General features: G+C 35.8%; 23 protein-coding genes. 11 read left to right on the top strand and 12 right to left on the bottom strand.

The genetic code is table 11. From position 1 onward, the window contains the following. Positions 1 to 5 precede the first annotated feature (5 nt). Positions 6 to 776 carry a class II aldolase/adducin family protein gene (locus HOO91_12805; protein ID NOU18429.1) on the bottom strand — a complete coding sequence of 257 codons (771 nt, stop codon included), beginning with the start codon at positions 774 to 776 and terminating at the stop codon, positions 6 to 8. Continuing rightward, on the bottom strand, positions 773 to 1,885 hold the full coding sequence (mtnA, locus tag HOO91_12800) for an S-methyl-5-thioribose-1-phosphate isomerase (protein NOU18428.1): 1,113 nt from the start codon (positions 1,883 to 1,885) through the stop codon (positions 773 to 775). The genes HOO91_12805 and mtnA overlap by 4 nt, the downstream gene beginning before the upstream one ends. Before the next feature lie 339 nt (positions 1,886 to 2,224). Here mtnA and HOO91_12795 point away from each other — a divergent pair, with 339 nt between their 5' ends. The 3 genes from HOO91_12795 (at position 2,225) to HOO91_12785 (ending at position 6,496) form a co-directional block, all read left to right on the top strand. Continuing rightward, a complete protein-coding gene (locus HOO91_12795; GenBank protein NOU18427.1) occupies positions 2,225 to 4,735 on the top strand; it encodes a prolyl oligopeptidase family serine peptidase in 2,511 nt (836 codons plus the stop codon). A 266-nt stretch (positions 4,736 to 5,001) separates the two neighbouring features. Further along, positions 5,002 to 5,274 carry a hypothetical protein gene (locus HOO91_12790; protein ID NOU18426.1) on the top strand — a complete coding sequence of 91 codons (273 nt, stop codon included), beginning with the start codon at positions 5,002 to 5,004 and terminating at the stop codon, positions 5,272 to 5,274. Further along, positions 5,261 to 6,496: a sodium ion-translocating decarboxylase subunit beta gene (locus HOO91_12785; protein ID NOU18425.1), complete on the top strand. Its 1,236-nt coding sequence runs from the start codon at positions 5,261 to 5,263 to the stop codon at positions 6,494 to 6,496. The genes HOO91_12790 and HOO91_12785 overlap by 14 nt, the downstream gene beginning before the upstream one ends. 80 nt (positions 6,497 to 6,576) lie before the next feature. Here HOO91_12785 and HOO91_12780 read toward each other — a convergent pair whose 3' ends face one another. Next, complete coding sequence (locus HOO91_12780; GenBank protein ID NOU18424.1) at positions 6,577 to 8,208, bottom strand: M14 family metallopeptidase; 1,632 nt, start codon at positions 8,206 to 8,208, stop codon at positions 6,577 to 6,579. Between the two features lie 285 nt (positions 8,209 to 8,493). Between HOO91_12780 and HOO91_12775 the strand changes: the two genes are divergently transcribed. The 4 genes from HOO91_12775 to mnmA all read left to right on the top strand — a co-directional run bounded on the left by HOO91_12775 (position 8,494) and on the right by mnmA (position 13,901). Further along, the gene (locus HOO91_12775) at positions 8,494 to 8,664 is read left to right on the top strand and encodes a hypothetical protein (protein NOU18423.1); all 171 of its coding nucleotides are present in this window, start codon (positions 8,494 to 8,496) and stop codon (positions 8,662 to 8,664) included. 146 nt (positions 8,665 to 8,810) lie between these two features. After that, positions 8,811 to 8,966, top strand: coding sequence for a hypothetical protein (locus HOO91_12770; protein ID NOU18422.1), 156 nt, complete (start codon positions 8,811 to 8,813; stop codon positions 8,964 to 8,966). A 291-nt stretch (positions 8,967 to 9,257) separates the two neighbouring features. Beyond that, positions 9,258 to 12,485 carry a choice-of-anchor D domain-containing protein gene (locus HOO91_12765; protein ID NOU18421.1) on the top strand — a complete coding sequence of 1,076 codons (3,228 nt, stop codon included), beginning with the start codon at positions 9,258 to 9,260 and terminating at the stop codon, positions 12,483 to 12,485. 240 nt (positions 12,486 to 12,725) lie between these two features. Next, positions 12,726 to 13,901: a tRNA 2-thiouridine(34) synthase MnmA gene (gene mnmA / locus HOO91_12760; GenBank protein ID NOU18420.1), complete on the top strand. Its 1,176-nt coding sequence runs from the start codon at positions 12,726 to 12,728 to the stop codon at positions 13,899 to 13,901. Positions 13,902 to 13,937: 36 nt separating this feature from the next. Here the strand turns inward: mnmA and HOO91_12755 are convergent, their stop codons facing one another. From HOO91_12755 to HOO91_12745, 3 genes are all read right to left on the bottom strand, one after another. Next, on the bottom strand, positions 13,938 to 14,708 hold the full coding sequence (locus tag HOO91_12755; protein ID NOU18419.1) for a nucleotidyltransferase family protein: 771 nt from the start codon (positions 14,706 to 14,708) through the stop codon (positions 13,938 to 13,940). A 136-nt stretch (positions 14,709 to 14,844) separates the two neighbouring features. After that, the gene (locus tag HOO91_12750) at positions 14,845 to 16,287 is read right to left on the bottom strand and encodes a phosphotransferase (protein ID NOU18418.1); all 1,443 of its coding nucleotides are present in this window, start codon (positions 16,285 to 16,287) and stop codon (positions 14,845 to 14,847) included. 9 nt (positions 16,288 to 16,296) lie between these two features. Further along, positions 16,297 to 16,974, bottom strand: a complete 678-nt coding sequence (locus HOO91_12745) for a DUF554 domain-containing protein (GenBank protein NOU18417.1) — start codon at positions 16,972 to 16,974, stop codon at positions 16,297 to 16,299. 183 nt (positions 16,975 to 17,157) lie between these two features. On the opposite strand from HOO91_12745, the gene HOO91_12740 reads away from it, so the two are divergent. Beyond that, positions 17,158 to 17,616, top strand: a complete 459-nt coding sequence (locus HOO91_12740; GenBank protein ID NOU18416.1) for a hypothetical protein — start codon at positions 17,158 to 17,160, stop codon at positions 17,614 to 17,616. Here the strand turns inward: HOO91_12740 and HOO91_12735 are convergent. From HOO91_12735 to HOO91_12715, 5 genes are all read right to left on the bottom strand, one after another. Beyond that, positions 17,603 to 18,703: a 4-phosphoerythronate dehydrogenase gene (locus tag HOO91_12735; GenBank protein ID NOU18415.1), complete on the bottom strand. Its 1,101-nt coding sequence runs from the start codon at positions 18,701 to 18,703 to the stop codon at positions 17,603 to 17,605. The two genes, HOO91_12740 and HOO91_12735, sit on opposite strands and share 14 nt — an antisense overlap. Before the next feature lie 264 nt (positions 18,704 to 18,967). After that, positions 18,968 to 19,273: a helix-turn-helix transcriptional regulator gene (locus tag HOO91_12730; protein NOU18414.1), complete on the bottom strand. Its 306-nt coding sequence runs from the start codon at positions 19,271 to 19,273 to the stop codon at positions 18,968 to 18,970. A 247-nt stretch (positions 19,274 to 19,520) separates the two neighbouring features. After that, positions 19,521 to 20,123, bottom strand: a complete 603-nt coding sequence (locus tag HOO91_12725; protein NOU18413.1) for a hypothetical protein — start codon at positions 20,121 to 20,123, stop codon at positions 19,521 to 19,523. A gap of 117 nt (positions 20,124 to 20,240) precedes the next feature. Continuing rightward, complete coding sequence (locus tag HOO91_12720; protein ID NOU18412.1) at positions 20,241 to 21,425, bottom strand: HNH endonuclease; 1,185 nt, start codon at positions 21,423 to 21,425, stop codon at positions 20,241 to 20,243. A 339-nt stretch (positions 21,426 to 21,764) separates the two neighbouring features. Then, a complete protein-coding gene (locus HOO91_12715) occupies positions 21,765 to 23,243 on the bottom strand; it encodes a PLP-dependent aminotransferase family protein (protein NOU18411.1) in 1,479 nt (492 codons plus the stop codon). A gap of 86 nt (positions 23,244 to 23,329) precedes the next feature. Between HOO91_12715 and HOO91_12710 the strand changes: the two genes are divergently transcribed. The 3 genes from HOO91_12710 (at position 23,330) to HOO91_12700 (ending at position 25,562) form a co-directional block, all read left to right on the top strand. Further along, positions 23,330 to 24,532 carry a PLP-dependent aminotransferase family protein gene (locus tag HOO91_12710; GenBank protein ID NOU18410.1) on the top strand — a complete coding sequence of 401 codons (1,203 nt, stop codon included), beginning with the start codon at positions 23,330 to 23,332 and terminating at the stop codon, positions 24,530 to 24,532. A 40-nt stretch (positions 24,533 to 24,572) separates the two neighbouring features. Beyond that, entirely contained in the window at positions 24,573 to 25,025 is a 453-nt protein-coding gene (locus HOO91_12705) for a GNAT family N-acetyltransferase (protein ID NOU18409.1), read from the top strand. Positions 25,026 to 25,217: 192 nt separating this feature from the next. After that, entirely contained in the window at positions 25,218 to 25,562 is a 345-nt protein-coding gene (locus tag HOO91_12700) for a DHCW motif cupin fold protein (protein ID NOU18408.1), read from the top strand. 477 nt (positions 25,563 to 26,039) lie between these two features. On the opposite strand, the gene HOO91_12695 is transcribed toward HOO91_12700, so the two are convergent. Continuing rightward, complete coding sequence (locus HOO91_12695) at positions 26,040 to 26,693, bottom strand: response regulator transcription factor (GenBank protein ID NOU18407.1); 654 nt, start codon at positions 26,691 to 26,693, stop codon at positions 26,040 to 26,042. Positions 26,694 to 26,702: the final 9 nt, after the last annotated feature.

Here is a 26,702-nt window from a genome sequence, read left to right as displayed (position 1 = left end):
TGCGACTATTTTTTTAATTCATTTATCTCCTTGGTCAATTCTTCAATTTGCTTTTGCTGAGAAATCATATACATAGTGATCTCCTCAATCTTTTGATGCAGTTTATTTTGGGTATCATCCGCATAATGCCCATTTTGCTTAGTTGCTGTTACGGAATTAAGTTCCTTACTCATATTAGATAACAGCTTATAGTATTTAAGCATTTTATAACCTGTTTCGTCCAATGATTTGCCAAAAGATATAATGCCATCCTTATGCCCCCCCATAATCATAATTTGCTTATCGGGCATATCAGTTTCAGCATATAATCTAATAATTTCATGAGCCATAGACAGAGTCCCATATTCAACCGAAACATCGGATGTAGGCAATTTATGCAGATAATGCTGCCATAAATCCATGTGATGCCCATGAAAAACAGCATTTATATTTGGATCCGATTGATATATTGCAGCATGGGTAAGTGATTCGGATGATGCAACTATTGGTCCTTGGGCGGTTAGTGAATTGGTTTCAAGATTATATGATATTACCTTGGTATAATGCTCTTTGGTGAGATGCATAAATCCCCCTGTTGCCGATCCCGTAATAATATACTGATTTCCGTTAACACGAAGACTAAGGTTTCCGTAGCCAAGACCATCACCATACACCCCTATCAATCCCAATTCATAAAGACAATTACGCCAATAATTAATTGCTTCGAATTGTTCAAAATCAAACGGTTCCGTTTTTATCCAATTACAGCTATATTTGATTACACCTTCTTGGCTCATCTTATCACTTTTTCTGGATATAAACTTGCAATACTTTTCTCACTAGCTTCGCATATCCCGCGCTCAGTAATAAAACCTCTAATAAGTCTTGCGGGTGTAACATCAAATCCAAAATTGGATGCATTGCTATTTAAAGGTGTTACTAAAACCTTTTTTAGCTCATTATCACAAAGTCCTGTAATATATTTAACCTCTTCGGCATCGCGCTCTTCAATTGGAATTTCTTTAACCCCATCGGTAATTTTCCAATCAAATGTTGATGAGGGTAAAGCAACGTAGAAAGGAATTCCATTGTCCTTAGCTGCTAAAGCTTTTAGGTAGGTTCCAATTTTATTTGCCGCATCACCTGCACGAGTAACCCTATCGGCACCAACTATCACCATGTCGACCATTCCATGTTGCATCAAATGACCTCCAGTATTATCGGCAATAATGGTATGAGGAACCCCTGCGTTTAAAAGTTCCCATGCTGTGAGGCTGGCTCCTTGATTTCTAGGCCGTGTTTCATCTACCCAAATATGTATTTTCACTCCCCGTTTAAACGCTTCGTAGATTGGGGCAGTTGCTGATCCATAATCAACAAATGCTAGCCAACCAGCATTACAATGGGTTAGGATATTTACAGTATCCCCTTGTTTTTTATGGCTTATTGCTTCAATTATTTTCACACCATGCTCGCCAATGTTTTTGCAAAATGCGGCATCTTCATCGGCAATAGTTAATGCCATATTTCGTGCTACTATTTTCTTTTCGCCCACGGTTGAAACCTCAGAAATTGCTTGCATTTGGCGGTTCACAGCCCAAATAAGGTTTACAGCGGTTGGCCTAGAATCAATTAATTTTTTCGCTGAACTTTGAAGTGAAATATCAAACGACTTCTCTTTTTCTGCCTCTAAAATTGCAAGATACATACCATACCCTGCTGCTACCCCAATTAACCCTGCTCCTCTAAGATGCATCTCTTTAATAGCAACAATCATCTCATCAATAGTAGTTATCTCTTCTATAATGAATTGATGTGGTAAGGTACGTTGGTCAATAATACAAACAATATCAGAGCAGTTATTCTTAAACCAAATAGTTCTAAAGTGTTTTTGCTGAACAATCATTGTTTACTGGATTTTAATCTTTCTGAATATATGAAATAAGACGATGCCATTTTGCATTACATTATGTGAATATATCTTCAATTAAACTAAAGGATGGCAATATATGTAATTTTTGCATCTAATTTAATATCAATATTATTCGCAATTATTTTTCAGTAATAACTTCAATCAAAAAACTTCTCAAATCGAAACAATAATAATTATAAAATATCTTTTATGCAAAAAAAACAATTCAGTTCTTACATTTTTAAAGACCTCTATAAAAACAATAGGATAATTGTTTTAAACCTATTCTATAAATTATACTCTAAAAGTGCATCATCATAATCATATTAAGACATGAAAAAATCATTGTTTTATCTTACAATTCTGATATTCGTATCGTCGAATCTCATATATGGACAAAACAAACCTATTGAAAGGGCGAACTATCAACTTGCAACACGTTTTTCACCAAAGAAGGTCGGTAAAATGGTATTCAGTACCAGCGTTGATCCACATTGGTTAAAGAATAGCGAACGCTTTTGGTACTCTTATGAAACCTCAAATGGCAAAAACTACTACATTGTTGATCCTGCCTCTAAAGTAAAGAAATTGCTATTCGACAATGTTAGCATGGCAGCCCAAATGTCCAAATTATCAAGAGATCCTTTTGATGCGCAGCATCTACCAATTGAAAAAATTAAATTCATAAAGAACGAAACGGTAATCCAATTTGAGGTGAAAAGCACCTTGGTTGATGAGGATAAAAAGGATTCGGAAGAAAACGATATGAAGAAGAAAGACAAGAAGAAGGATAAGGCAGATAGTGACAAACCTGATAAAAAAACTTATCATTTCGAGTACGATCTTACTTCTGGAAAGTTAACGTTGATTGATGATTTCAAGAAAATTAAGGAGAATCCTGAATGGGCAAACATTTCGCCCGATGGTGAAAAAATTGTTTTCTCGAAAAAGCACAATCTCTACTGGATGGATAAATCGAACTACGAGAAAGCAAAAAAGGATGAAAAGGACACCACAATTGTTGAGTATCAGATAACTAAAGATGGTGTAAAAGATTATGAATATGGATATACTAAAGAAAATGAGGATAACGAGGAAGAGGTAAAAAATATCGATAATCGCAAGCCCACCTATATTCTTTGGTCGCATGATTCAAAGATGTTTGCACTTGCCCGTGAGGACAGCCGAAAGGTAAAAGATCTTTGGGTTATAAAAACTCTCTCAAACCCAAGGCCAACTCTCGAAACCTATAAGTACCAAATGCCGGGTGAAAAAGAATCCCCAATTGAGGAACTTCTTATATATAATATGGTTGCCGACACTATGATTAAAGTTGATGTGGCTGCATTTAAGGATCAGAATTTATCAATATATAGCGCACCTAAACTCAACAAAGAGCGTGATGATGATTATGTTGCAAAAAAGTGGTTGTCGAAAACTAATGATAGACTTTATTTCTCACGTATTTCCAGAGATCTAAAAAGGGCAGATATTTGTTACGCCGATCCCAAAACTGGAAAAGTTACAGTATTAATTGAGGAGAGGCTTAATACATATATCGATTTAAACGATTTGGGATTGGTTAATAATGGGAAAGAGCTAATCCATTGGTCGGAACGTGATGGCTGGGGGCACTTTTATCTTTATGATGGCGATGGTAAACTAAAAAATCAAATCACCTCGGGACCATTCCATTGTGAGAGCATCGAAGGGATTGATGAAACAAACAGGGTACTATATTTTACTGCAAATGGTTTAGAACCAAATGAAGATCCATACTATTTACATCTCTATAGAATAAATTTTGACGGCACAGGTCTAAAACTTCTAAATAAGGGAGATTTTGATCATGCAGTCGTTTTATCGGATTCATATAAATATTTTGTAGATAATTTCTCCAGAGTAAATACCACTCCCGAATCGTCTCTAATAGATAATATGGGAAATAAAATATCAAGTCTTGAGAAAACTGATCTTTCTCTCCTTTTCCAGGCAGGTTATAAATTTCCAGAAATCTTTAAAGTTAAAGCAGCCGATGGGATAACCGATTTATATGGGGCAATGTATAAACCTTTCGATTTTGATTCAACAAGACTTTATCCAATTATTGAGTATGTTTACCCAGGCCCTCAAACGGAAGCCGTGAATAAGGCATTCTCCACTCGTATGGACAGAATTGATAGGCTAGCACAATTCGGTTTTATTGTAATTACGGTGGGCAATCGTGGTGGCCACCCAGCAAGATCAAAATGGTATCATAACTATGGATACGGAAACCTAAGAAACTATGGTCTTGCCGATAAAAAGGTTACCATTGAACAACTTGCCGATAGGCATAAATATATTGATGTCAACAGGGTTGGTATTCACGGTCATTCAGGTGGTGGATTTATGTCAACCGCAGCAATGTTAGTTTACCCCGACTTCTTTAAAGTGGCTGTATCTAACGCTGGTAACCACGAGAATAATATATACAATAGGTGGTGGAGCGAGAAACATCATGGAATAAAGGAAATTGCTGATACAAGCGGGAATGTGAAGTTTGAGTATGATATTGAAAAGAACTCGCAGCTGGCAAAAAATTTGAAGGGACACCTCCTTTTAACCACTGGTGAAATTGATGATAATGTTCATCCTGGGAATACAACAAGGGTGATGAATGCCCTAATTAGAGCCAATAAACGATTTGATTACTTTATGTTTCCCGGGCAACGTCATGGATATGGCGATATGTTCGAGTACTATTTCTGGTTAATGGGCGATTATTTCTCAAAATATTTAATAGGCGATTACTCCAATAGCGTTGATATCACTGAGATGAATAGGGAGATTGAGCAGAAGTAAATAAGAAAATTTATGTTGCGCCCGAACTTAATTGTATAATAGGTTCGGGCGTTTTTATTTAGATAATTATTGCCCTTCAACACTGCTTTACACCATAGATAATGTTGTTTAAGTGTGTTCTTAAATATTTATTTTTCTTGCTTTATTAAGATGATTGAATATTGATTTCATATACTTTTGTCACTATCTTAACTAAGAATTTTTTAACCAATTAATTTCGTGAGGGAGGATTTAACATGGGCAATGTACTATTGTACACTTTGCTTATGGCTGGGATAACTTTTGCCATAGGCTTTTTTGTAGCATTCATCATTAAAATAGTTTTTAATACTATTCAAAAGATGATGAGAACACAGACTGTAGATTTTAAAGCAGGTATGCATAGAGTGCGACATATTAATCGCATAAGGAGGCAAAATAATTTATTATCGCTCAATTCTGTAGGTACACAATTACGGAATAGTAGCTTCACCAACGGTAGTGAATCTGGAAAGTTAAATACAAACGAAATCGTTGAGTTCTATTATGGGAAATCTTGATCTCTCCCAACTTTTCCAAGGAATTTCTACACTTTTAACCTCAGAGCCAATCATCATTTTCTCAAGAATATTCCTAATGTTACTTGGAATGTTGCTGGTTTATCTGGGGAAAAAAGGAGTCCTTGAGCCATTGCTAATGATACCTATGGGTCTTGGCATGGCTGCAATAAATGCAGGGATAATGTTTATGCCTGATGGTACTCAGGGAAACCTATTTGTTGATCCGATGATTACAAATCCAGATCAGCTGATAGATATACTCCAGATCGATTTTTTACAACCCATTTACACATTTACATTTAGTAATGGCCTCATAGCATGTTTTGTATTTATGGGGATAGGTGTTTTGCTTGATGTTAGCTATGTTTTACAACGACCGTTTTTGAGTATGTTTTTAGCATTATTCGGTGAACTAGGCACCTTTTTAACCATACCAATTGCAATGTTTTTTGGTCTTACCTTAAAGGAAAGTGCTTCAATTGCTATGGTGGGTGGTGCCGATGGACCTATGGTTCTTTTCACATCACTTAGCTTAGCAAAACATCTATTTGTTCCCATAACTGTTGTTGCCTATTTATACCTTGGGCTAACTTATGGAGGATACCCCTACTTAATTCGCCTGATGGTTCCTAAAAGGTTAAGAGGAATAGATATGGCAGAAATCAACAGGAAAAAGCAAAAGAAAAAAGTTAGACCTGTAAGTTCTGGCGAAAAACTAGCTTTTGCAGTTGTAGTATGTACTATTTTATGCTTACTATTCCCTGTAGCTGCTCCATTATTCTTCTCACTATTTCTTGGTGTAGCTATCCGAGAATCAGGGCTAAAACATCTGATCGATTTTGTAAGCGGTCCATTACTTTACGGTTCCACGCTTTTCCTTGGTCTTCTTTTAGGAGTTCTTTGCGAAGCACATCTAATTTTAGATCCAAAGATTCTGAAACTACTTATACTCGGTATTATCTCACTACTTATATCGGGTATTGGAGGGATTCTGGGTGGATACGTAATGTATTTTGTTACAAAAGGAAAATTCAACCCAGTTATTGGAATTGCAGCAGTAAGCTGTGTTCCAACAACTGCTAAAGTGGCTCAAAAGGAGGTTTCAAAGGTGAATCCTTCAGCCATGATACTACCGGAGGCTATTGGTGCTAATATCTCAGGGGTAATAACCACTGCAATAATTGCTGGCATATACATCACACTTATTCCACTTTTCAAATAGTTTTTTTTAAGGTTAATAGAAAAAAAAGGAGTCGAAAATATGACTCCTTTTTTTTATTCACTTTAACGATATTAGTTCGTCTACTTATCAATTGTTGATTTTATCTCTGTATTATTAATCACTTTATAAACAGGGTATGGGTAAAAGTTTTTACTCCATTGAGGCACTAGGTAACGATCAAAGAAATTCCAAAACATCAAACCATCGTCCGATTGTGGTTCAAGAAGGTAAGATGCTAAATATCCTAACTTCTGTGATGTTCTAATAATATAACTCCCAGCAGGGAATTCCTTTGATTCCTTTACAAATTTACCCTGTAGGGTCTCGTTGTAGTGACCTTGACTTAATCTTGAAACTGGCTTAATATCTTCAATTACAAACTTATCAACATCAAGATTTATAGTGTTATTCAACTTTTCAACAACAACACCATGTGCTTTTAAAACATTGATTACATCAAGATCAGGAATAGATAAAATATATGCAAAAGGGAATTTCGTATTCTTAGTCGCAAAATAATCAGCAATATAAATTACAGTAACATCCTTTCTCCTATCGCTTTTCTTGTAACGTTCATATATATTCTCGCTCTCTACAGCATCAGCCTCAAAGGTTTTAATTGTAACATTATTTGGGGTTGGTCTTCCCTCATAAGCAATAGCAAATGAATCAGCCACAGTTGGGTTTAATCCTCGGGCAATTGCAGTGGCATCAACCTTTTTAATCAAATCTTTGATTTCCGATTTATGCGATGAGGAATAATCCATCAACGAATTGATAAGACTATAGCATCCTAATACCCTTGATTTAAAATCTGCATAAACATAATTCTCGTTAAGAATTCCGAGTCGATTACGAACCCCAACATAGTTACTTAGGTAGCGTGGTTCAGCGGCATAGGATATCCAACCTTTACTATAATCCATCATATCGATAAACTCGCCGTAAAAGCAATTCTCAGTTTTATACTTATTTAGAAGAGTACTCGACATTTCGGGCATCATTTTATCACGCATGTAGTTGATTAGCGAACGGTCGCAATTGGGATTCATAATCCAAGTAAAAGTAACTGGTTCAACATGATATGAACCATTTGTAGTATGACAATCCATTATAATTTCAGGATCCCACTTATTGAAGATATTCGTAATTACTCCTTTAATTTCAGGCGATTCAATCTTCATAGCATCCCTGTTAAGGTCTAGAAATTGACCATTATACCTTACTCCTACTCCATTTACAGGTCCATTCTGGTTGGTACGGTTCTTTGTACTTATCTTTTCGTTACCATCGGCGTTAAGAATAGGGCATACTAGCAGAATAACATCTTTAAGCACCTCAGGGTTTTTAATCTTTAGAAGATCTCTTAGATACATCAATACCGCCTCTTTGCCCTCAACCTCACCCGCATGAATATTGGCTTGAATGTAAACGACAACCCTTTTATCATTTACCAAATCCTTTGGCGATTTTGGCAATGGGTTACCAACAATAATTAACGGGATATCCCTTCCCTCAAATGTTTTGGCAATAGTTTCAACTCTGATATTCTTTGATGTTTTTTGCAGCTGATTTATATACGCCATCACATCATCATAGCGTGAGGTTGATTCAAAGTTTGACTTCTCAGCAACTGTTTGCAGTTCGGTTTGGCTATAAACACCAGTCAAACTAAAAATCATTACTAGGCTTAGTAAAGAGTATCTTATCATAGGTGAGTTATTTAATTAAATGGTTTGACTTACAATAGCAAAAATAGATTAATAGAACGGATTGAAAAAATTGGGTGGTAAAACACTGTGATGCTGTGAAGGTAACATATATCTCATTTGACTAAACTTAATAGAGGTTTTGCTTTACACATTTAGGTAGTGAGAGATATGACAATCGACATGAAAGAAATGATAATCGACATGAAGGTAATGACAATTTATGATTGCAAAATGACATTTGACATGAACTAATTAGCAATTTACAAGTGAGAAATAGCATTTGACATGAGGGATATAACAATTGACGAGCGAGAAATGACAATTAACATGAAGGAAATGACAATTGACGAATGCGAAATGACAATCAACATGAAGGAAATGACAATTGACGAATGCGAAATGACATTTGACATGAAAGAAATAACAATTGACATGAGAGAAATAGCAATTGGCTAGTAAGAAATAGTATTTGACATGAGAGATATAGTAATTGATAAGTGAGAAATGATATTTGACGAGCGAAAAATGACAATTGACATGTGAGAAATGAAAAATTAAAAGAGGGAGGTGGGGAGTGAAAAGTTAAAAATGGAAAGTGGAAAGTGGAAAGTGGTTTTGGTGCTTTTGCTAAATATCGAAAAATGCGATGGGATTTGGTGGCGGTTTGGGTTATTATTGACTCTTCTAGCGCTTCTGACTCTGCTAGGTCAACCAAGGCAGTTAACCTAGCAGAGTCAGAAGGTCCTACTAGCATTTAAATAACCTTAAGTCAACGACATTGATTCAATATCACCCAAACGGGGGATATGAAATGTTATTTATTTGATTTAACTTTAACTAATATAATTATCAATTATTTATCGCCTTTCAATTTGATCTGATTTTATTAAGTTTCATTTCGATTATTTATATATAAGCAGGTATTTATTACTTGTTTGAATACGGATATAGTTTCGTTGGCAGAGCAGTTTCATTTGCAATTTTTGTGGAAATAATAGAGTACTAACATTTCGATTATTAATCTAATTTGTAATAAAAAATAACCAATTATGAAAAAAATAACCTTAATTACTTTGTTTTCCTTTTTATTCCTAGCAAATATATTAAATGCACAAACTACAATTCAATTTGCAGGATTTAATTGGACTGTGAGAAATGGATCAGGTGGCCCAGGTCCAAATAATTGGTCAAATAGTCCAAGTAGTGTTTGGGTAGACTCAAATGGTCAATTACATTTAAAAATAAGAAAAATCGGAAATATTTGGTACTGTACCGAAGTAATAGCTCAACAGTCCTTCGGCTATGGAGAATACAGATTTTATGTCGCTAGCAATGTTGAAAACTACGATCCAAATATAGTTGTTGGTTTATTTACTTATGAAACCGATAGTAGAGAAATCGATATCGAATTCTCAAGATGGGGAGATCCCCTGAAGGTAGATGGATGGTACACCATACAACCCTCTCCTTATAATACCAACAATCAAAAAAGTTTTTCATTAAACTTATCCGGCGACTACTCAACACATAAGTTTATTTGGAATAGCAGTAATATTTATTTTCAAAGCTATCACGGTCATTATGCAACTTTACCATCTTCAGATAATCTAATAAAACAATGGACTTATACTGGTAACAATAATCCACCAGTAGGAAATGAAAGACTCCATATTAATTTTTGGCTATTTTCAGGTAATCCACCAACAAATCAACAAGAAGCGGAGTTGATAATCAGTGCTGTCTATGTTCCATCAGTCGCATCTCCATCAAACGACAATTGTTTAGGGGCAAAATTATTAACGTTAAACTCTTCTTGTAATTACACATCAGGAACAACCATTGGAGCAACATCTTCTGGGTTCGCCTCTTGTTCAGGTAATATAAATGATGATGATGTATTTTATTATTTTAATACAGGGACTAAAACAACGGTTACCATTAATGTACAAGGGACTGGAAGCTTTGATCCGGCTGTTCAAGTTTTATCTGGCACATGTGGTAATTCAATGCTTCAAATAACTAATGGCTGTATTGATGAAAGCGCACATGGTGGATTTGAATCACGCACATTTACTGGCTTAAGTACAAATACAACTTATTATATTCGTATTGGGAGTTATGATAGTGGCTCATCTAACCAAGGCAATTTTCAAGTATGTGTTTATTCTTCATTAGCTGATTTAATAATTACAGCAGGAACTCAAAATGTTAACCCAACTACTGTTACGGCAGGTTCAAATATTACAGTAAGTTGCTCAGAAGATAATATCGGTACGGCAAATTCTGGAGCAAATGAAGTTACATTATGGCTTTCTGCTGATGCAAATTTAAACACTAGTAATGATGTATACTTAGGACAGATAACAGGTTTTCCAAATGTATCACCTAATACATGTAGTAATATATTAAGCACTAGTATTCAAATACTACCAAACACTACACAAGGCAATTATTACTTATTCTTTTGGGCTGATGGAAACAATGATGTTAACGAATTAATTGAAAATAATAATTTTGCATCAAAACAAATTACCGTAACAACACAAGCGCAACCTCCTCTCACGGTATCATACCCCAATGGGGGAGAAACTCTATATAAAGGATCTAACTATAATATCACATGGAACAGTTCAAATGTTACTGGCAATATTCAAATTGATTTGTATAAAAATGGCTCAAATGTTCTGCAGCTGGCAGCCAGTGCTTCGAACACAGGGACATACTCCTTTAACCCGCCCTCGAATCTGGCGAATGGTAGTGATTATAAAATAGGTATTAGCGCAATGAGCGGTAGTGTTTCTGACTTTAGCAATAGTTTCTTTACAATAACTTCGCAATCTTGTACTAATTGGTCATTAAACCCTATATCCGCTAATTTTGTAGCAAATGGGGGCAGTGGTTCATTTATTGTTTCTGCCACGGGAACAGGATGCACGTATAGTGCAATTAGTAATAATAGTTGGATTAATAGTATAGTTTACCCAGGATATGGAACCACAAACTATAATGTTGATGCAAACACAGGAACAGCAAGGACGGGAAGTATTTCAATAAAAGATGGGAGTAGTGGTGTCACTGTTTTGACATTCAATATTGCACAAGCGGGACAATTGCCACTTACAGTTACATACCCTAATGGGGGAGAAACGCTCTATAAAGGCTCTAACTACAATATCACATGGAACAGCTCAAATATTACAGGCAATATTCAGATTGACTTATATAAAAATGGCTCAAATGTTTTACAACTGGCAGCCAGTGCTTCGAATACAGGCACATACTCCTTTAACCCGCCTTCGAATCTGACGAATGGTAGTGATTATAAAATTGGTATTAGCGCTATGAGCGGTAGTGTTTCTGATTTTAGCAATAGTTCTTTTACAATAACATCGAATGCAAATCCAGTAATAAATGTAAGTGGTAATTTAAGTTTTGGTAGTATACCTATTAGCAGTTCATCTCAGCGAATGCTAACAATAAATAATATAGGAGATGCTACATTAACCGTTTCATCAATAAATTATCCATCAGGTTTTAGTGGAAACTGGAGCGGAAACATTGGAGCAGGAGACTCACTAAATGTTACTGTTACATTTGCACCAACAACAGTTACTTCTTATAGTGGCAACATAACTGTAAACTCAAACGCAACTAGTGGTACCAATGCTATTACATGTTCAGGAACAGGTTCCGTTGCTCCAACTCCAGCAATCAGTTTAAGTGGTAATTTAAACTTTGGTGGTGTTAAAGTAGGTAGTTCTTCTCAGCAAACATTAACAATAAATAATATAGGAAATGCATCGTTAACCGTTCTATCAATAAATTATCCGTCAGGTTTTAGTGGAAATTGGAGCGGAAACATTGGAGCAGGGGACTCACTAAATGTTATCGTTACATTTTCTCCCATTTCGACAATTTATTATAGCGGTAATATCACGATTAACTCTACTGCTATAAGTGGGACTACAACTATTCAATGTTCTGGTTTAGGAATATCATCTACTGATATTAATGATATTGACAATGTTAGACCAATGATAATATATCCTAATCCTACAACAGGATTGTTGACCATTAAATCCAATGATTTAGCAGATGGTAATTACAAAATATTTTTATCAACTGCATTGGGTCAAAAACTTCTTGAAAAAGAATTCAAGATCACAAGTAAATCTAGGGAGATTCAAATTGATATTAAAGAGTTACCAAGTGGTATGTACTTTTTAACAATACAATCAACTAAAATATATCAAACCTTTAGTATCCAAAAACAATAGTAATTTGCATGTCAATACATTCATTGATTTATAGAAATTCGGTATAGCATAAAGAAATAGTTAAATTTATCTGGAACGAATCAGCAATTTGGTGATTCGTTCCAGTTTTATTTCATGAACCGTTAATCATTCAACAAATCAAGAACTCAATACCATACCAACATAAACTCATTCCTCCACCCAATCATCCTTCCAACTCCTCTTTTTTATTACTAACTTTGCCCCTTCTTAACAAAAATAATGAAACGAGTTGTTGTAGGTTTATCGGGAGGTGTAGACTCTAGTGTTGCGGCATATCTACTTAAAGAGCAGGGGTATGAGGTAATTGGTATGTTCATGAAGAACTGGCATGATACTGTTGGCGTTTTACAGGGAGATTGCCCTTTTGATGATGATCGGAATTTTGCCGAAATGGTTGCACGCAAGCTTAAAATTCCTTTTGAGTATGTTGATCTAAGCGATGAGTACCGTAAACGGGTTGTGGATTACATGTTTGATGAGTACGCAAAAGGTCGTACCCCAAACCCTGATATACTTTGTAACCGCGAAATTAAGTTTGATGCATTCATGAAGGCTGCTCTTAGCCTGAATGTCGATTATGTTGCTACAGGACATTACTGCCGGAAGGAAGAGATAGTAGTAAACGGTAAAACCTATTACAGGCTTCTGGCGGGACTCGATCCCAATAAGGATCAAAGCTATTTCCTATGCCAGCTAAATCAGAGTCAGCTTGAAAAATCGCTATTCCCAATAGGGCATCTGCACAAGCCAGAGGTTAGACGGATTGCCGCTGAGCTAAACCTTGCAAGTGCCGACAGAAAGGATTCACAGGGAATATGCTTTGTAGGCAAGGTTGATTTACCCGTGTTTCTGCAACAGAAACTGACCGCTAAGAGTGGCAATATCATTGAGGTTGATAAGGATTATTACACAAATATTACCAGTCCTAGTTCTGATGATTTAAGCGCATTGGCAAAGCCAATTACTTACAATCAAAAGGATGGAGAGGTGATTGGAAAGCATCAAGGGGCACAATTCTTTACCATCGGGCAACGAAAAGGGTTGAATATTGGGGGAAAAGCAGAGCCAATGTTTGTAATATCCACAGATATAGAAAACAACATTGTTTACACAGGCATGGGCCAAGAACACCCTGGGCTATATCGTAAAGGGTTATTTATTAACTCATCTGAGGTTCATTGGGTAAGACCTGATAGAGCATTAAAAAATGGCGAGAGCATTGAAATGTTGGCAAGAATAAGGTATCGTCAACCATTGCAGGAGGCTACATTACATTGCCGTGAAAATGGCATCTACATAATCTTTAAAAATCCACAAAGAGGTGTAACCGCCGGTCAATTTGCCGCTTGGTACGATAATGATGAGCTAATTGGATCAGGGGTAATAAATGAGTAATAGATCAAAGTTTAATGCTTAATACTGATTTGAATTCTATAACTTCAAACTTCTTCGGTCTTCTGACTTCCGTCTTCCGCCTTCTAACTCCCCTTTCAAAAACTCCTCTGCAACTGGAATGCTATCGGGTTTACCAACATCAACCACAAAATTACTGCTAACATCGTATCCACTAATAATATACTTAACACATAAATTCAAGTAGATATCGATAATTGAAAAAGCACCCACAGCTTTGGTCAACTTAAATATTTCGGGATTGATAACATGAATACCTGCAAATGCAAATTCAGTAAGCGATTCGCGGCTACTATCAGGAATAATCTGCTTATTCGTAAGCTTATTTTTCCAACCAGAAAGCTTCATCTCATTATCGAACAGAAACACCCTTGACGATTCCCTTTTACCTACGGCTAATGTTACTATTGCATTGGAATTGGAGTGAGATTGATAGATTCCATTCAAATCAATATCGGTAAGAATATCTACATTATGCACTAAGAATGGAGCATCACCATCGAGAAATTTAGCAGCATGGAATATTCCGCCGCCAGTATCGAGTAGCCTATCCGATTCGTCTGAAATGTATATGGTGGCTCCAAAATCTCTGCTTTGAATAAACGATATTAACATCGGCGAAAAATGATGAGTATTAACAATAATCTCATCAAATCCACTTTCAACAAGTTTTTTAATTGTATGCTCAAGTAAAGTAATACCACCAACCTCAACCAATGCTTTTGGTCTATCATCGGTAAAAGGTTTTAGCCTTGTTCCTAGGCCTGCTGCAAGAATCATTGCTTTCATGTAGATACTCCTTTACTTATTTTTAGTGGGTTTACAAAGTTTCTTCTCCTTGTTAGATGTGCCGCCACAGTTCTTGCAAATATATAGAGCATCTTTCCCTTTGGTATTCTTCCCTTTCTTGCACATAATCAATTTTTTATTTCCTATTTAACTCCCTATGCGAAATCCTGATATTCACTTTAGGAAAATCTTTTAACATATCAGCCAGTTGATTTGCACAGTAAACCGACCTATGCTGCCCTCCTGTGCATCCAAAACCAACCGAAATATATTTAAACCCGCGCTGTGTGTAATTCTCAACCGCATTCCGAATCAGTTCATAAGTATTATTCATAAAGATATCAACCTCGGGTCTAGCCTTTAAATACTCTGCAACGGGTGAATCGAGACCCGTTAAATCTTTATACTTTGCAAGTCTTCCAGGGTTTTGAAGTGCTCTACAATCGAAAATAAAACCGCCACCATGTTCAACATTCGGGGTTGGATAACCATTCTTTAACGAAAAACTTGTAATATCAATAGTTAAACCCTCTTGCAACTCTGTTTGTTCAAATCTTAACCGATAAATCTCTACGACCTCATTTAAAACATCGATTAAATAATTGATATTTAAATCACTAAAATCTGATTTTAGAATTTGAGCAATATTTTCAATTGCAGGTGGAATGCTTTGTAGAAAATGTGCCTTCCCCTCAAAGTAACCCCTATAGCCGTAAGCACCAAGCGTTTGAATTACACGAAATAGAACAAAAGCAGGAAACCGTTTCTTTAGTAGATTGACATCTACCTTTTTCTTACCACTCAACTCCGCTAAGTAGAAATCGAAAAGCAAATCCCTTTGCGATTGAGGTATTGAAGCCTTAGCCTGATATAAAAACGAAGCCACATCATAGAGGCAAGGGCCTTTCCTACCCCCTTGGTAATCGATAAAGAATAGCTCATTACCCTTTACCATGATGTTACGTGATTGAAAATCACGGTAATGGAAATAAATCATCTCATCATCAAGAAGGTAATTGGTGAACGATTCAAAATCATCTTCCAACATCTCCTCATCGAAAATTACTCCTGTGGGTTTTAGAAATGAGTACTTAAAGTAGTTAAAGTCCCACATCACCGATCTTCTATCGAAAATCTGCTTTGGGTAGCATTTGCTAAAATCTAAACCGTTTGCACCATCTACTTGAAAACGAACGAGATGAACTAGTGATGATTTAAAATGTCCCATCATCTTTTCATTATATTCGCTATTTGCTAAATGGCAAGAAAGCGATAAGTAAAGCGTAATATCTCCTAAATCGGAAATTAAATAGTATTGCTGATTGTCAGAGATTGAAAGCAAATTAGGAACATTTAATCCCTTTGAGAGAAAATGAAGGGTTAAAGAAAAAAATGCCATATTCTCTTTTACATCAGCATTATAGGCACCAATTACTGAATTATTGCTGCTAGTTAATCGAAAGTACTGCCTGCTAGAACCCGATTTTGGTAACGAAACAATTTCATCGGGTTGATGCTTATACAAACCTAAATAAAGATTGGTAAGTACCTTAATATGTTCATTTTTAAAATCGCTCATGGTACAAAATTATCCGAAAAAGTAAATCAAAGGTACAATGTAAATCAAGGCTGTAATAAAATCAATTACAAATATCTTTTTAATATCTAAAATATTAATCGACATACCGACTAAGAGTATCCCTCCAACAGCCGAAAGCTCAGTTATCATAACCTGATTAAAACTCCCACCCAATGAACTTGCCAATAGAGTAATTGCTCCCTGATAAATCAGTATTGGCAACGCAGAAAAAATCACACCAACACCTAACGATGCAGCAAAGGCAATTGAAGCAATTCCATCCATCAAACTTTTTATAAAAAGGAGTTTTGGTTCGCCTCCAAGTCCATCCTCTATTGAACCAAGTATTGCCACTGGTCCCATGCAAAATAGCAAGGATGCAACAATAAAACCTTCCGAAAACCTATTCCCTTTCAGGTTAAACCTGTTTTGCAGATAATCTCCAAGTTTATCGGTTCTTTTTTGAAGTTCAAGCAACGCTCCTGTTAATGCTCCAAGTATCAAGCTAAAAACAATCAGAAGAGCATGTTCAGTTTTTAGTACCATTGAAAAACCAAGATATAAAGTGAATAGACCTAAAACTTGGAATAGTAAATCTACAACTCTTTGAGGTAATATCGATTTAAATTTCAAACCTATAGCCCCACCCACGATAATCGCTCCAAAATTTACAATTGTCCCTACCATTTTTTTTCGTCAAACCTAGTAATTTTATCCATCAGCATTGTTAATTGTATGAATAAAAGTATTCAATTAATGCACATTTAGTTCTATTTATTAACAAATCCTTGCCCTTAATGCTGGAATATAGTAAATTTGAAAGTATGATTTTACCAGCATTTTAAAATTTACATCATATATTTCCTGATTATGAAATTTGAACTGATGACCAAAGATGAATGTATAGACTTCATCGAATTCAATATAACTGGCGATAGCGAAAATTATAATAAATGCGACGAGGAATCGCTTTACCTCAACGGTAATTTATTTAACATTTTCGCAGGATGTTTTGAACGGAGCAACCATCTGTTTGAGTTTATAGGTCAAACAATGTATAATAGCCGTAAATTCATTCCTTTACAGAACGAACTGAATGATAATCTTGAAAAGCTAATTGCTATAAACAGCCAGAAAGAATTTAAGGAATATCTCTCAGGCATATTCATGGGTCGTGAGCTGATGAATCAGTTTAATCAGATAGATTCCGAATACGAAAAACACTGGCGTGGATATATTCGCAGATGGATTAGAATTAATAGAGGTCTTAATAAATTGATAAACCGTTGTATTGAAGAGGATAAAGTGCTTTGGGTTATTGGTTACTAGCTCTAAATCCTAAACTTTTCAACTCTTTAATAAAACTAATACTCGGTAACTCATAAGCCGAAAACTCACGTCTAAAATTGTATTCGTTTCTTATCTTCTCAAAATCGTCTGGATTATTTCTGAATGCCTTATCGTCATTAGTAATATTATACGTTTTTGCTACGGTACTTTCTAAATCAACAAACGAATCAAGTATAATTTTACTACTTGTTGGATCTGGGGTTGGGCACCAAGGCTCTAATCCCAAACCAAAATATTTGCTTAAAGCATCCACCACCATCTTTGTGCCGTTGACCTTACCTTCGAGGGAGTAACCGGCAATATGCGGAGTGGCAATATCAATATATTTAATGATTTCCGGTGATACTTTTGGTTCGCCCTCCCAAACATCCAACGCCGAAGCAATAATTTTACCCGATTTAATAGCCTTCACCAAACTTGATGTTTCAACAACCTCGCCCCTAGATGAATTTATGATGATTACGTTCGGGTTAATCACTTCAAAAAAATTATCATTTGCCATATAATAGGTAGCATCTGTACCAGAATGATTCAGTGGTACATGAAACGTAATGATATCGGACTTTTGTGTGATTGTTGCAAAGTCGACAAATTCTGAGAGATTCTCATTCCTTTTACGAGGCGGATCACAGCACAATACGTTCATTCCCAAAGCCTCACCCGCTTTAGCAATTTTGCTACCAACATTCCCAACCCCAACAACTCCTAGCGTTTTACCTTTTAAAGGGAAGTTTTTGGTTTGCGATAATTGTAAAAGCGCACAAACCACCCATTGCAAAACCCCACCAGAGTTACAACCTGGAGCGGTTGCCCAAACAATACCCTTTTTATCGCAGTAATTTGTATCGATATGGTCGTACCCAATTGTAGCAGAACCTATGAATTTCACCTTTGAACCCTCAAGTAGTTCTGCATTGCAATTAGTTCTGGTTCTTATAAGAAGCGCATCGGCATCCTTTACAATCTCCCGATTGATATTGTTTCCGGGTAGATATAAAACCTCATCGAAAAAAGGTTCGAAAACCCCTTTTAGGTATGGAATATTAATATCGGTTACAAGTTTCATTGCAAAAGTTTGCGTAAAGATAGTAATTTGTTAGTTGACAGAGGAAAGTTGAAAGTGGAGAGTTGTGAGGAGTCTGGTGCTTTGGCGGGGTATCGCAAAATGCGATAGTTTGGAATTATGTTTTTATAATATGAGTTCCTATTTTTTTAAAAGTTAGGAACTCTGGTGTTTATTTGATGAGGTAGATGCGTTTCGTTAACTGAGCGATTTGAGCGAATTCGGCAAAGTCAATAAATACACTAATTAGAAATAGGCGTTTTTGATTTATCCAATTGTCAGGTTAATTCTTTTTCCAAGCCCAAATTCAAATATCCTGTATAGTGTAGAAAGTTGAATGTCGCATTTACCATTTTCAAGCCGTGATATATAACTTTTCTTCGTTCCAACTTTCTCTGCAAGCTGCTCTTGGGTCATATGCGCTTCCTTCCTAGCATCTTTAAGCATTTCGCTAATTACAAAGTATTGAACTTTCTCTTCAAATTCGTTGCGCTTTTCAGTACCAATCTTTCCGTACTTAATGTCTAATAACTCATCAAAGTTCTTAGCATTTCTAATCCTATTTGTGTCCATCGTCGTTCTTTTTTGAGTTAAAATATTCATCATTTAGTTTCAGAGTAATAAAAAACGTTTTTGCATCTCAATCCCAGTAAAAACCACATGTTAGTTGCAGTATATTCTTTACTTAACTAGGAATTTGGTGCGGTTAGAAACCGCTATTTAAAGATGAGGTAGATGCGCTTTGCTAATCTACGCCAAATGGGGAGTAAAACTTGTGACATGCCCATTAATTATATCGTCTGTGTTATGCCTCGTTTTTTTATTTATCACACAAAATTACGTCACTTTTATTTATATATATTTTCCCATTCTTATCTATGTAACCATCTAGTTTATTCATGTTACAAATGTCTTCGTCCTTGTTTGTTGATGGATTATAAATTTTACCTATCACCTTTGCAATAGATCTTATTCTGAAGTCAACATCTATCCAAACACTATCATAACAACTTGTTGATTCAATAGGAGTATCTACACATCCAGGGAAGGCAGAGATTCCTTCACTGCTAATTTCATTACCGTTTTTATCAAATGTCATAATATAGGGCCATGGGAATGCGGAACCATGAGAATTTAATACTACTGAATAATAAAATGTTGTATCAGGGAAGAAACCACATATACCACCAAGGCTCTTACCGAAAACTAAAGAATCATAACCTCTATGATCCAATAAATATTTGTCTTTTAGTCCGTTACCAAGAACCTCAAAGTTTAATGGCAATTTTAAAAATCCTGCTTTTTTGATTATTTTAATAAGCTGTTGTCTCTTCGAGGGTAACGAATTCTTAACTTGGTTCCGACAACTAAGATTCAACAAAAGAAAAAGTAGCAAGAATGGAATTACTAGATTTTTTTTCATTTTCTGATTTTTATGTGCATAATGTTCCTGTAGTTAGATTTGCTTGGGAGTTGCTTCCTGCAAATTTTATCCCATGTTAAAAACTAAGTTAAAGATAGTAAAAATGCGGAATCTGCGTCATTCGCCCTTATAAATTTCAGGATGTGTTATGTACAGTAATTCTTCATTATTTATAATCATTTCAGCCATCTCGTTCCCATCAATATATTTTTTTAAATAGGGTTTTATTAGAAATTCAGAATCATACCACATAGATGCAGTGGATATACCATTTATTCCATTAATTTCTAATGTACGATATCCCTTTAATAAAGCAGGAAACCCATCCGTGGTATTTTTAAATTCTTCTAATAAAATAATCCCTTTTAGAGTGGATAGTTCACCAGAAGTCCAATTGGATATTTTGTCAGAAACAGATAGCCCTTTTTCGATATCATTAATAGCTTCGATAGAATTATTTTGAACTTTATATTTTATCCATGCCCCTGCTAAGTATGAGTTACCATAATAAAAAAGATTATTGAATGAATTCAAAATTTCTTTATATTTATTGTAATTTTTATAATCTACAAGTTGTAATTTTGTTAATGTCGAGATGTAAAAATTTTGATATTTATTATTATCTAATCTACATTCAATATTTTTTAATTGTTTCAGTAAATTTTCCGTTAAAGTCTTTCTTGTAATTTTTTTTTTAAATAAAAAATATTTTGATTGAATAAAACTAATTTTTTCTTTTTTTAAAGAAATACTCAATTCAAAATCCGATTTAATCTTTTTTGTTGATGTAAAAGTCGTTTTACTCAAAGGAAAATTGATAATTAAATGACCTTCTTCGTTTATATTTTCCATCCAACGTAAGGAATTTAATAAATCCATTATATAATCATTATATCCAAGTGCTCTGTAACAATTGATAGATTCTACGAGTAATTTTGCTGATTCTAGATAATAATGATTTATAAAATAAGTATAAGCACCTAAATTAAATAGTTTTAATGCAATTTTAACATTGCCCAAAATAAATTGTTTTCTAGCTCCAATAATAAATTTTTCTAGTTCTAATTTAGATAATACGTTGAAATGCTCCATGTTTGTTACTTTTTGATGACAATTGGGGCAAAGGCCTATTAGATTTAAGTATTCATTGGGACCATTCCACTTATTTTTTCCTCTAATTGGTATTATATGATGACATTCTACGTTAGTATTGTAACAATCATCAACGTAACAACGACTCTTTCCCTCTGCTAGAATAATTTCTCTAAGAGATTTTTTTGTCATTTTCAACTTTTTTATCATTTACGTCTTTCACACTTTCACTTATTTAAAACTTAAACATTTTCATTATTGTGCATAAATCATTTACACATACATTCTTTCCATAATCACTCATCTATATCTAAATAAACATATACGATTTCCATTATACAATATCCCAAAAATACTAAACAATCCCCGATTATCAAACCATAGTCTTGGTATATAATCTCAAAACTTATCAACCATTTACACCGTTCTGCGGGCTCTACCTATTAATTGAGCAGGCAAGGTGGGCTTTACCAATTCCTCTCTGTATAATCGCAATTTGCGATAATTCTGAACTCTCTCCTCCAACTTTCCACTTTTCACTTTTCACTTTCAACTCTCAACTGTCAACTCCTCTAACGCTTTTGCAATTCGCCTCATTCCCTCCTCAATTTCCTCCTCATTGCATTTTGATATTGATAATCGCAAATAGTGCTCCTTGGGTGGGTTATAGAAAAAGGAGCTACCATCGATAATTTTAACCCCAAATTTCTGGAAATGCTCCTCTAAGTCAATCTTATCCGCTTTAACATTAAGCTTTAGCCAAATTAAAAATCCGCCTAATGGCTCCTGCCAAACAACTTTATCGGCTGGCATATAGGTTTTTAGTGCCTTAAGTGCCACTTTCATCCTTTTACGAAAAACCCTCAAATATTTTCGGATATGCAGCTCGTAATAGCCCGATTTGCAGAAGTGATATAGCATTATTTGGCTAAAGGTGTTTGAAGATAAATCGAACATCGTTTTCAGCGCCGTTAATCGGTTAACGCACTCTTTATCAGCAATTATCCAACCAATACGGAATCCGGGGGCAAGTATCTTTGAGAACGATCCAAGGTAAATTACAACCCCGTGCGAATCGATTGATTTTATTGGCAGATGCACCTTTCCAAAGTACTTCATCTCCTCCTCAATGCTATCCTCAATTATTATCACCTTATGTTTTTCGCAAAGCGAAAGGAGTTCCTCCCTTTTATCCTGCGGTAAGGTTACTGATGTTGGGTTGTGGAAGGTTGGCATCGTGTAAATCATCTTAATGGGATGCTTCTTCAGGTGCTTTTTAAAAACCTCAATATCCATCCCGCTTTCCGTAACGGGAATCTCAAGAATCTTACATCCATAGTACTTAATCAGCGGAATTAGCATCGAGTAGGTTGGCGATTCTGCCGCAACGTAATCATCTTTTGTTATAAATGTTTGAAAAATAAGCTGTAATGAGTTTTGAGAACCATTGGTTATAAGGATGTTCTCATCCTTTGAATTTACACCATGCAATCTCATGTGCGATACTATTGAACGCCTCAACAGTTCGTAACCACGTGGATTACAGTAGCTAAAAATCTGTTTGTCCGAATCGGAAATTGACTCCCTAATGCAATTATTAATCAACCGAACATCAATAAGCCTGGAGTCTGGTTCAAGCCTATTAAAGCTGATAAGATGCTCATTTTCCTCCCTTACCAATTGAGAAAATCTTTCTAATTTCACGTAATCGGGTTTATACGCCTCTTTAAGTATGTCGTCCCAAAATATCTCACCGTGGCTTACTGGCGAAATATCCTTATTCAAGCTCTTTCGTTTCCGTACCTTCGTATACGAGCCGGGCGTACTCTCGATGTATCCCAATGCCCACAGCTCCTCGTAAGCCCTTATAACCGTTGAACGGTTAACTCCAAGCGATATCCCAAGCTGCCTTGTTGATGGCATCTGAAAACCCTCCTGTAAATCGCCCGATTCAATAAGCGATTTTATTTGATTTACTAGCTGATCGAATATCGTTTCACCTTTACTCTTATCAATTGAAAGTAACATAGCTTACAAATATTGGTTGAGTAAAAATAGCTATAAATTGGATGTTTTCGCTCATACAATTATGGAATAATTTTGTAAAAAAAACTATGCAGATTACCTATTCAGAGTTTGCAGGAAGAGTGAAAGGATCAGAAATCCGAGAGCTCTTAAAATACACACGAAAAGAAGGAATAATATCATTTGCAGGCGGTTTGCCCGATCCAAGCCTCTTCCCTCTCGATGATATCACTCGAATTACAAAAGAAGTACTCAACGAGAAGGGATTATTGGCATTACAGTATGGCCCAACGCCTGGAGAACCAGAGATGATTGATGCTCTGGTTGAACACATGGCCAATTTTGAGGAGAAAGCTACAACGGAACAAATCTGCGTTACGTCATCATCTCAACAGGGACTCGATTTGATATCGCTGGTGATGGTTGATAAAGATTCCGAGATTATCATGGAGTTACCCTCCTACATCGGAGCCATTCAGGCATTTGAACGGGCAGGTGCATCGATGAATGGAATCCGTATGCTGGACGATGGTATGGATTTGGATCAGCTAGAAGAGGTGTTGAAAGATAAGTCCAGTAAAAAGATAAAGGTTCGCTTTATCTATACAATCCCCGATTATCAGAATCCATCGGGCATTGTGATGAGCCTTGCAAAAAGGAAGAAGCTAATCGAAATAGCATCACATTGGGAAGTACCAATTGTTGAAGATTCGCCTTACCGCGAAATCACTTTCAATGGGGTAACTTTTCCCAGCTTATGGACACTATCGAACGGCGAAGGGGTTATTCAGCTAAAAACCTTCTCCAAAATGCTTTTTCCCGGTATGCGATTGGGCTGGATTACAGCACAAAAGGAGATTATTGAAAAGTTAGCGTTGATGAAACAATCGGTAGATCTTTGCTCACCATCGTTCAACCAGCTGATTATTGCACGCTTTATCAGAGAAGGCAGAATGAAAGAGACTATTAAACAAGCTATTGCACTTTATATCAAAAAGAATGCAAGCATGCTCAGCTCGCTTGCAGAGTTTATGCCCGAGTACGTAAAATGGTCGAAACCAACTGGGGGTATGTTCCTTTGGTTAACGTTTCCTGAGAATATCGATACAAAGGAGATGCTAAAAATAGCTGCTGCAAACAATGTTGTTTATGTTATTGGCAAGCCATTCCATTGCAATGGAACGGGGCAGAATACGCTGCGTTTAAACTACTCGTTCCCTTCTATTCCACAAATAGATATGGGAATTAAGAGTCTTGCTCAAACAGTGAGGGAGTTTGTAGATAATAAATGACAGTGGAAAGTGAAAAATGGAAAGTGAAAAGTGAAAAACTATGGAAATTTTTACTGAAACGAAAGGTGATTTTACCATCACAACCGATAGAACTAAAATGGATCTTTCGGTAATACACAACTACCTATCCAACGAAGCCTATTGGTGTAAAAATATTCCCTTCGATAGGGTAAAAACTTCTGCTGATAACTCTCTCAATTTTGGGCTCTTCTATAAAGATAAACAAGTTGGGTACGCACGAATAATTACTGATTTTTCCACAATTGCCTATTTAGGAGATGTTTTTGTTTTAGAAGAATTTCGTGGACAAGGGCTCTCTAAATGGTTAATGGAAAAGATTATATCGCATCCTAATTTACAAGGGCTCAGACGTTGGGTACTTTTAACTAGAGATGCGCATGAACTTTATAAGAAATTTGGTTGGACAAATATTGCGAATCCAGAAAAATGGATGGAGAAAACAGATCTTAATATGTATAATAAACCAAAGTGACCATTCGTTATCAAAGCTATGTAATATCAAACAACTTGTTATGCCTTACAGTGAATACACAAAATACGCCAGATTCCAGATTATCTCCCAAAATTGTGTATCAAATTTGATTAAATTTATAACAAAATGTTTCATTCTTCGTAGAACTATTTGTACAAAAACCACAACTAATTAACCACTAAAACCTATAACATGAATCAAATTTCTTTTCAAACAACTGATTGGAGCAGTGTTCCAACAACCGTGCATAAAGGCGAAACGGGTGAGGCCTACTGGCAAACACAACAATTCGGCAATATTCGGGTAAGGATGGTGGAATATTCAGCCGGTTATGTTGCCGATCATTGGTGTCAGAAAGGGCATATTATCTACTGTCTTGAGGGTGAAATGGTATCGGACCTAAAGGATGGAAGCAAACACATGTTGACCAAAGGAATGTCATACATTGTTTCTGATGATTTGAGTAGCCATCGCTCAACCACTGAGAATGGTGTAAAACTATTCATTATTGATGGTGAGTTTTTAAAATCATTTTAGATCTCCTCTAACCGATTAGGTTATTTCTGCTTTCTTACCCTTTGCCCTAAAGGGCGAAAGCAGAAAAATAAACCTACAAACTGGTGCATACTACTTAGCCTATCGCAAATTGCGATTAATTATATCAAAATGTGATAATGGGTGTGGATGATTGAAACTAGGTTTGCATCTTAGGTGATATTTATTTTAACAAAGGCCTAAAATAGAAGAGTTTCATGCTAAGCCCGCAATGAACGCTAAGTTTGCTGATTTATATATCGCTCCTACGGAGCTTAATTTTTGACATTATTTATTTTCTACAAATATTTCGTTCCTACGGAACTTTTTATGGACGATGAAAATTCTTCATTACTTCAGAATTCCGCCAATAACTACCCACAGCATCACAGTAAAACAGCAACACATTAATACAACATCACAGCCTCACAGCCCCACAGCAAAACACCCTCACAGCACCACAGCATCAACCTCACAGCATCACAGTTTAATATATCCATTCTTTATTGCATAAAGCACCAGCCCAACCCTACTTTTAACCGAGAGTTTTTCGAACAAGGAATCTCTATATCCATCAATAGTTCTTGCACTCAGAAACATCTTATCGGCTATCTCCTTATAGGTCATCTCGCTACAAACAAGCTCTAGGAACTGAATCTCCTTATCATTAAGTTTTACGGTCTCAACCTCATTGGATGAGCCTTTTATGCTATTTGCCATTGTGCCGCTAACCAAATCGGAGTAGTAAAAACCCTTATCAACGATGTTACACAATGCGGTGTTCAGCTCAATTGGATCGGCATCTTTAAGCACATACCCGTTTACACCCGTTTTCAGCATCTTGATTATAGCCCCCTCCTGATCGAACATCGAGAGAACAAGTATTTTAATTTCAGGGTACTTCTTTTTAATCCATAAAGCCGTTTCATAGCCATCCATCTCGGGCATAGCCATATCCAAAAGAACAATATCTGGAACTGAAAGCATCCGGAGGTTTTTTATAAACTCCTTGCCATTGCTGGCTTCCCAAACAACATTGAAATTCTCAAAATTATTTACCAGTTCAACCATCCCCTTGCGGAAAAGGGTATGATCGTCAACAAGTACTACGTTAATTTTTTTTGCAAATGTCATAATATAATT

It is taken from the genome of Bacteroidales bacterium, assembly GCA_013141385.1.
Lineage (GTDB): Bacteria > Bacteroidota > Bacteroidia > Bacteroidales > Tenuifilaceae > UBA8529.
This window is presented reverse-complemented; position numbering and strand designations above follow the sequence as displayed.

Excerpts from the sequence above, each read along its gene's own strand:
- HOO91_12805 (NOU18429.1), bottom strand. The coding sequence starts at position 776 with ATGAGCCAAGAAGGTGTAATCAAATATAGCTGTAATTGGATAAAAACG.
- mtnA (NOU18428.1), bottom strand. The coding sequence starts at position 1,885 with ATGATTGTTCAGCAAAAACACTTTAGAACTATTTGGTTTAAGAATAAC.
- HOO91_12795 (NOU18427.1), top strand. The coding sequence starts at position 2,225 with ATGAAAAAATCATTGTTTTATCTTACAATTCTGATATTCGTATCGTCG.
- HOO91_12790 (NOU18426.1), top strand. The coding sequence starts at position 5,002 with ATGGCTGGGATAACTTTTGCCATAGGCTTTTTTGTAGCATTCATCATT.
- HOO91_12785 (NOU18425.1), top strand. The coding sequence starts at position 5,261 with ATGGGAAATCTTGATCTCTCCCAACTTTTCCAAGGAATTTCTACACTT.
- HOO91_12780 (NOU18424.1), bottom strand. The coding sequence starts at position 8,208 with ATGATAAGATACTCTTTACTAAGCCTAGTAATGATTTTTAGTTTGACT.
- HOO91_12775 (NOU18423.1), top strand. The coding sequence starts at position 8,494 with ATGAGGGATATAACAATTGACGAGCGAGAAATGACAATTAACATGAAG.
- HOO91_12765 (NOU18421.1), top strand. The coding sequence starts at position 9,258 with ATGAAAAAAATAACCTTAATTACTTTGTTTTCCTTTTTATTCCTAGCA.
- mnmA (NOU18420.1), top strand. The coding sequence starts at position 12,726 with ATGAAACGAGTTGTTGTAGGTTTATCGGGAGGTGTAGACTCTAGTGTT.
- HOO91_12755 (NOU18419.1), bottom strand. The coding sequence starts at position 14,708 with ATGAAAGCAATGATTCTTGCAGCAGGCCTAGGAACAAGGCTAAAACCT.
- HOO91_12750 (NOU18418.1), bottom strand. The coding sequence starts at position 16,287 with ATGAGCGATTTTAAAAATGAACATATTAAGGTACTTACCAATCTTTAT.
- HOO91_12745 (NOU18417.1), bottom strand. The coding sequence starts at position 16,974 with ATGGTAGGGACAATTGTAAATTTTGGAGCGATTATCGTGGGTGGGGCT.
- HOO91_12740 (NOU18416.1), top strand. The coding sequence starts at position 17,158 with ATGAAATTTGAACTGATGACCAAAGATGAATGTATAGACTTCATCGAA.
- HOO91_12735 (NOU18415.1), bottom strand. The coding sequence starts at position 18,703 with ATGAAACTTGTAACCGATATTAATATTCCATACCTAAAAGGGGTTTTC.
- HOO91_12730 (NOU18414.1), bottom strand. The coding sequence starts at position 19,273 with ATGGACACAAATAGGATTAGAAATGCTAAGAACTTTGATGAGTTATTA.
- HOO91_12725 (NOU18413.1), bottom strand. The coding sequence starts at position 20,123 with ATGAAAAAAAATCTAGTAATTCCATTCTTGCTACTTTTTCTTTTGTTG.
- HOO91_12720 (NOU18412.1), bottom strand. The coding sequence starts at position 21,425 with ATGATAAAAAAGTTGAAAATGACAAAAAAATCTCTTAGAGAAATTATT.
- HOO91_12715 (NOU18411.1), bottom strand. The coding sequence starts at position 23,243 with ATGTTACTTTCAATTGATAAGAGTAAAGGTGAAACGATATTCGATCAG.
- HOO91_12710 (NOU18410.1), top strand. The coding sequence starts at position 23,330 with ATGCAGATTACCTATTCAGAGTTTGCAGGAAGAGTGAAAGGATCAGAA.
- HOO91_12705 (NOU18409.1), top strand. The coding sequence starts at position 24,573 with ATGGAAATTTTTACTGAAACGAAAGGTGATTTTACCATCACAACCGAT.
- HOO91_12700 (NOU18408.1), top strand. The coding sequence starts at position 25,218 with ATGAATCAAATTTCTTTTCAAACAACTGATTGGAGCAGTGTTCCAACA.
- HOO91_12695 (NOU18407.1), bottom strand. The coding sequence starts at position 26,693 with ATGACATTTGCAAAAAAAATTAACGTAGTACTTGTTGACGATCATACC.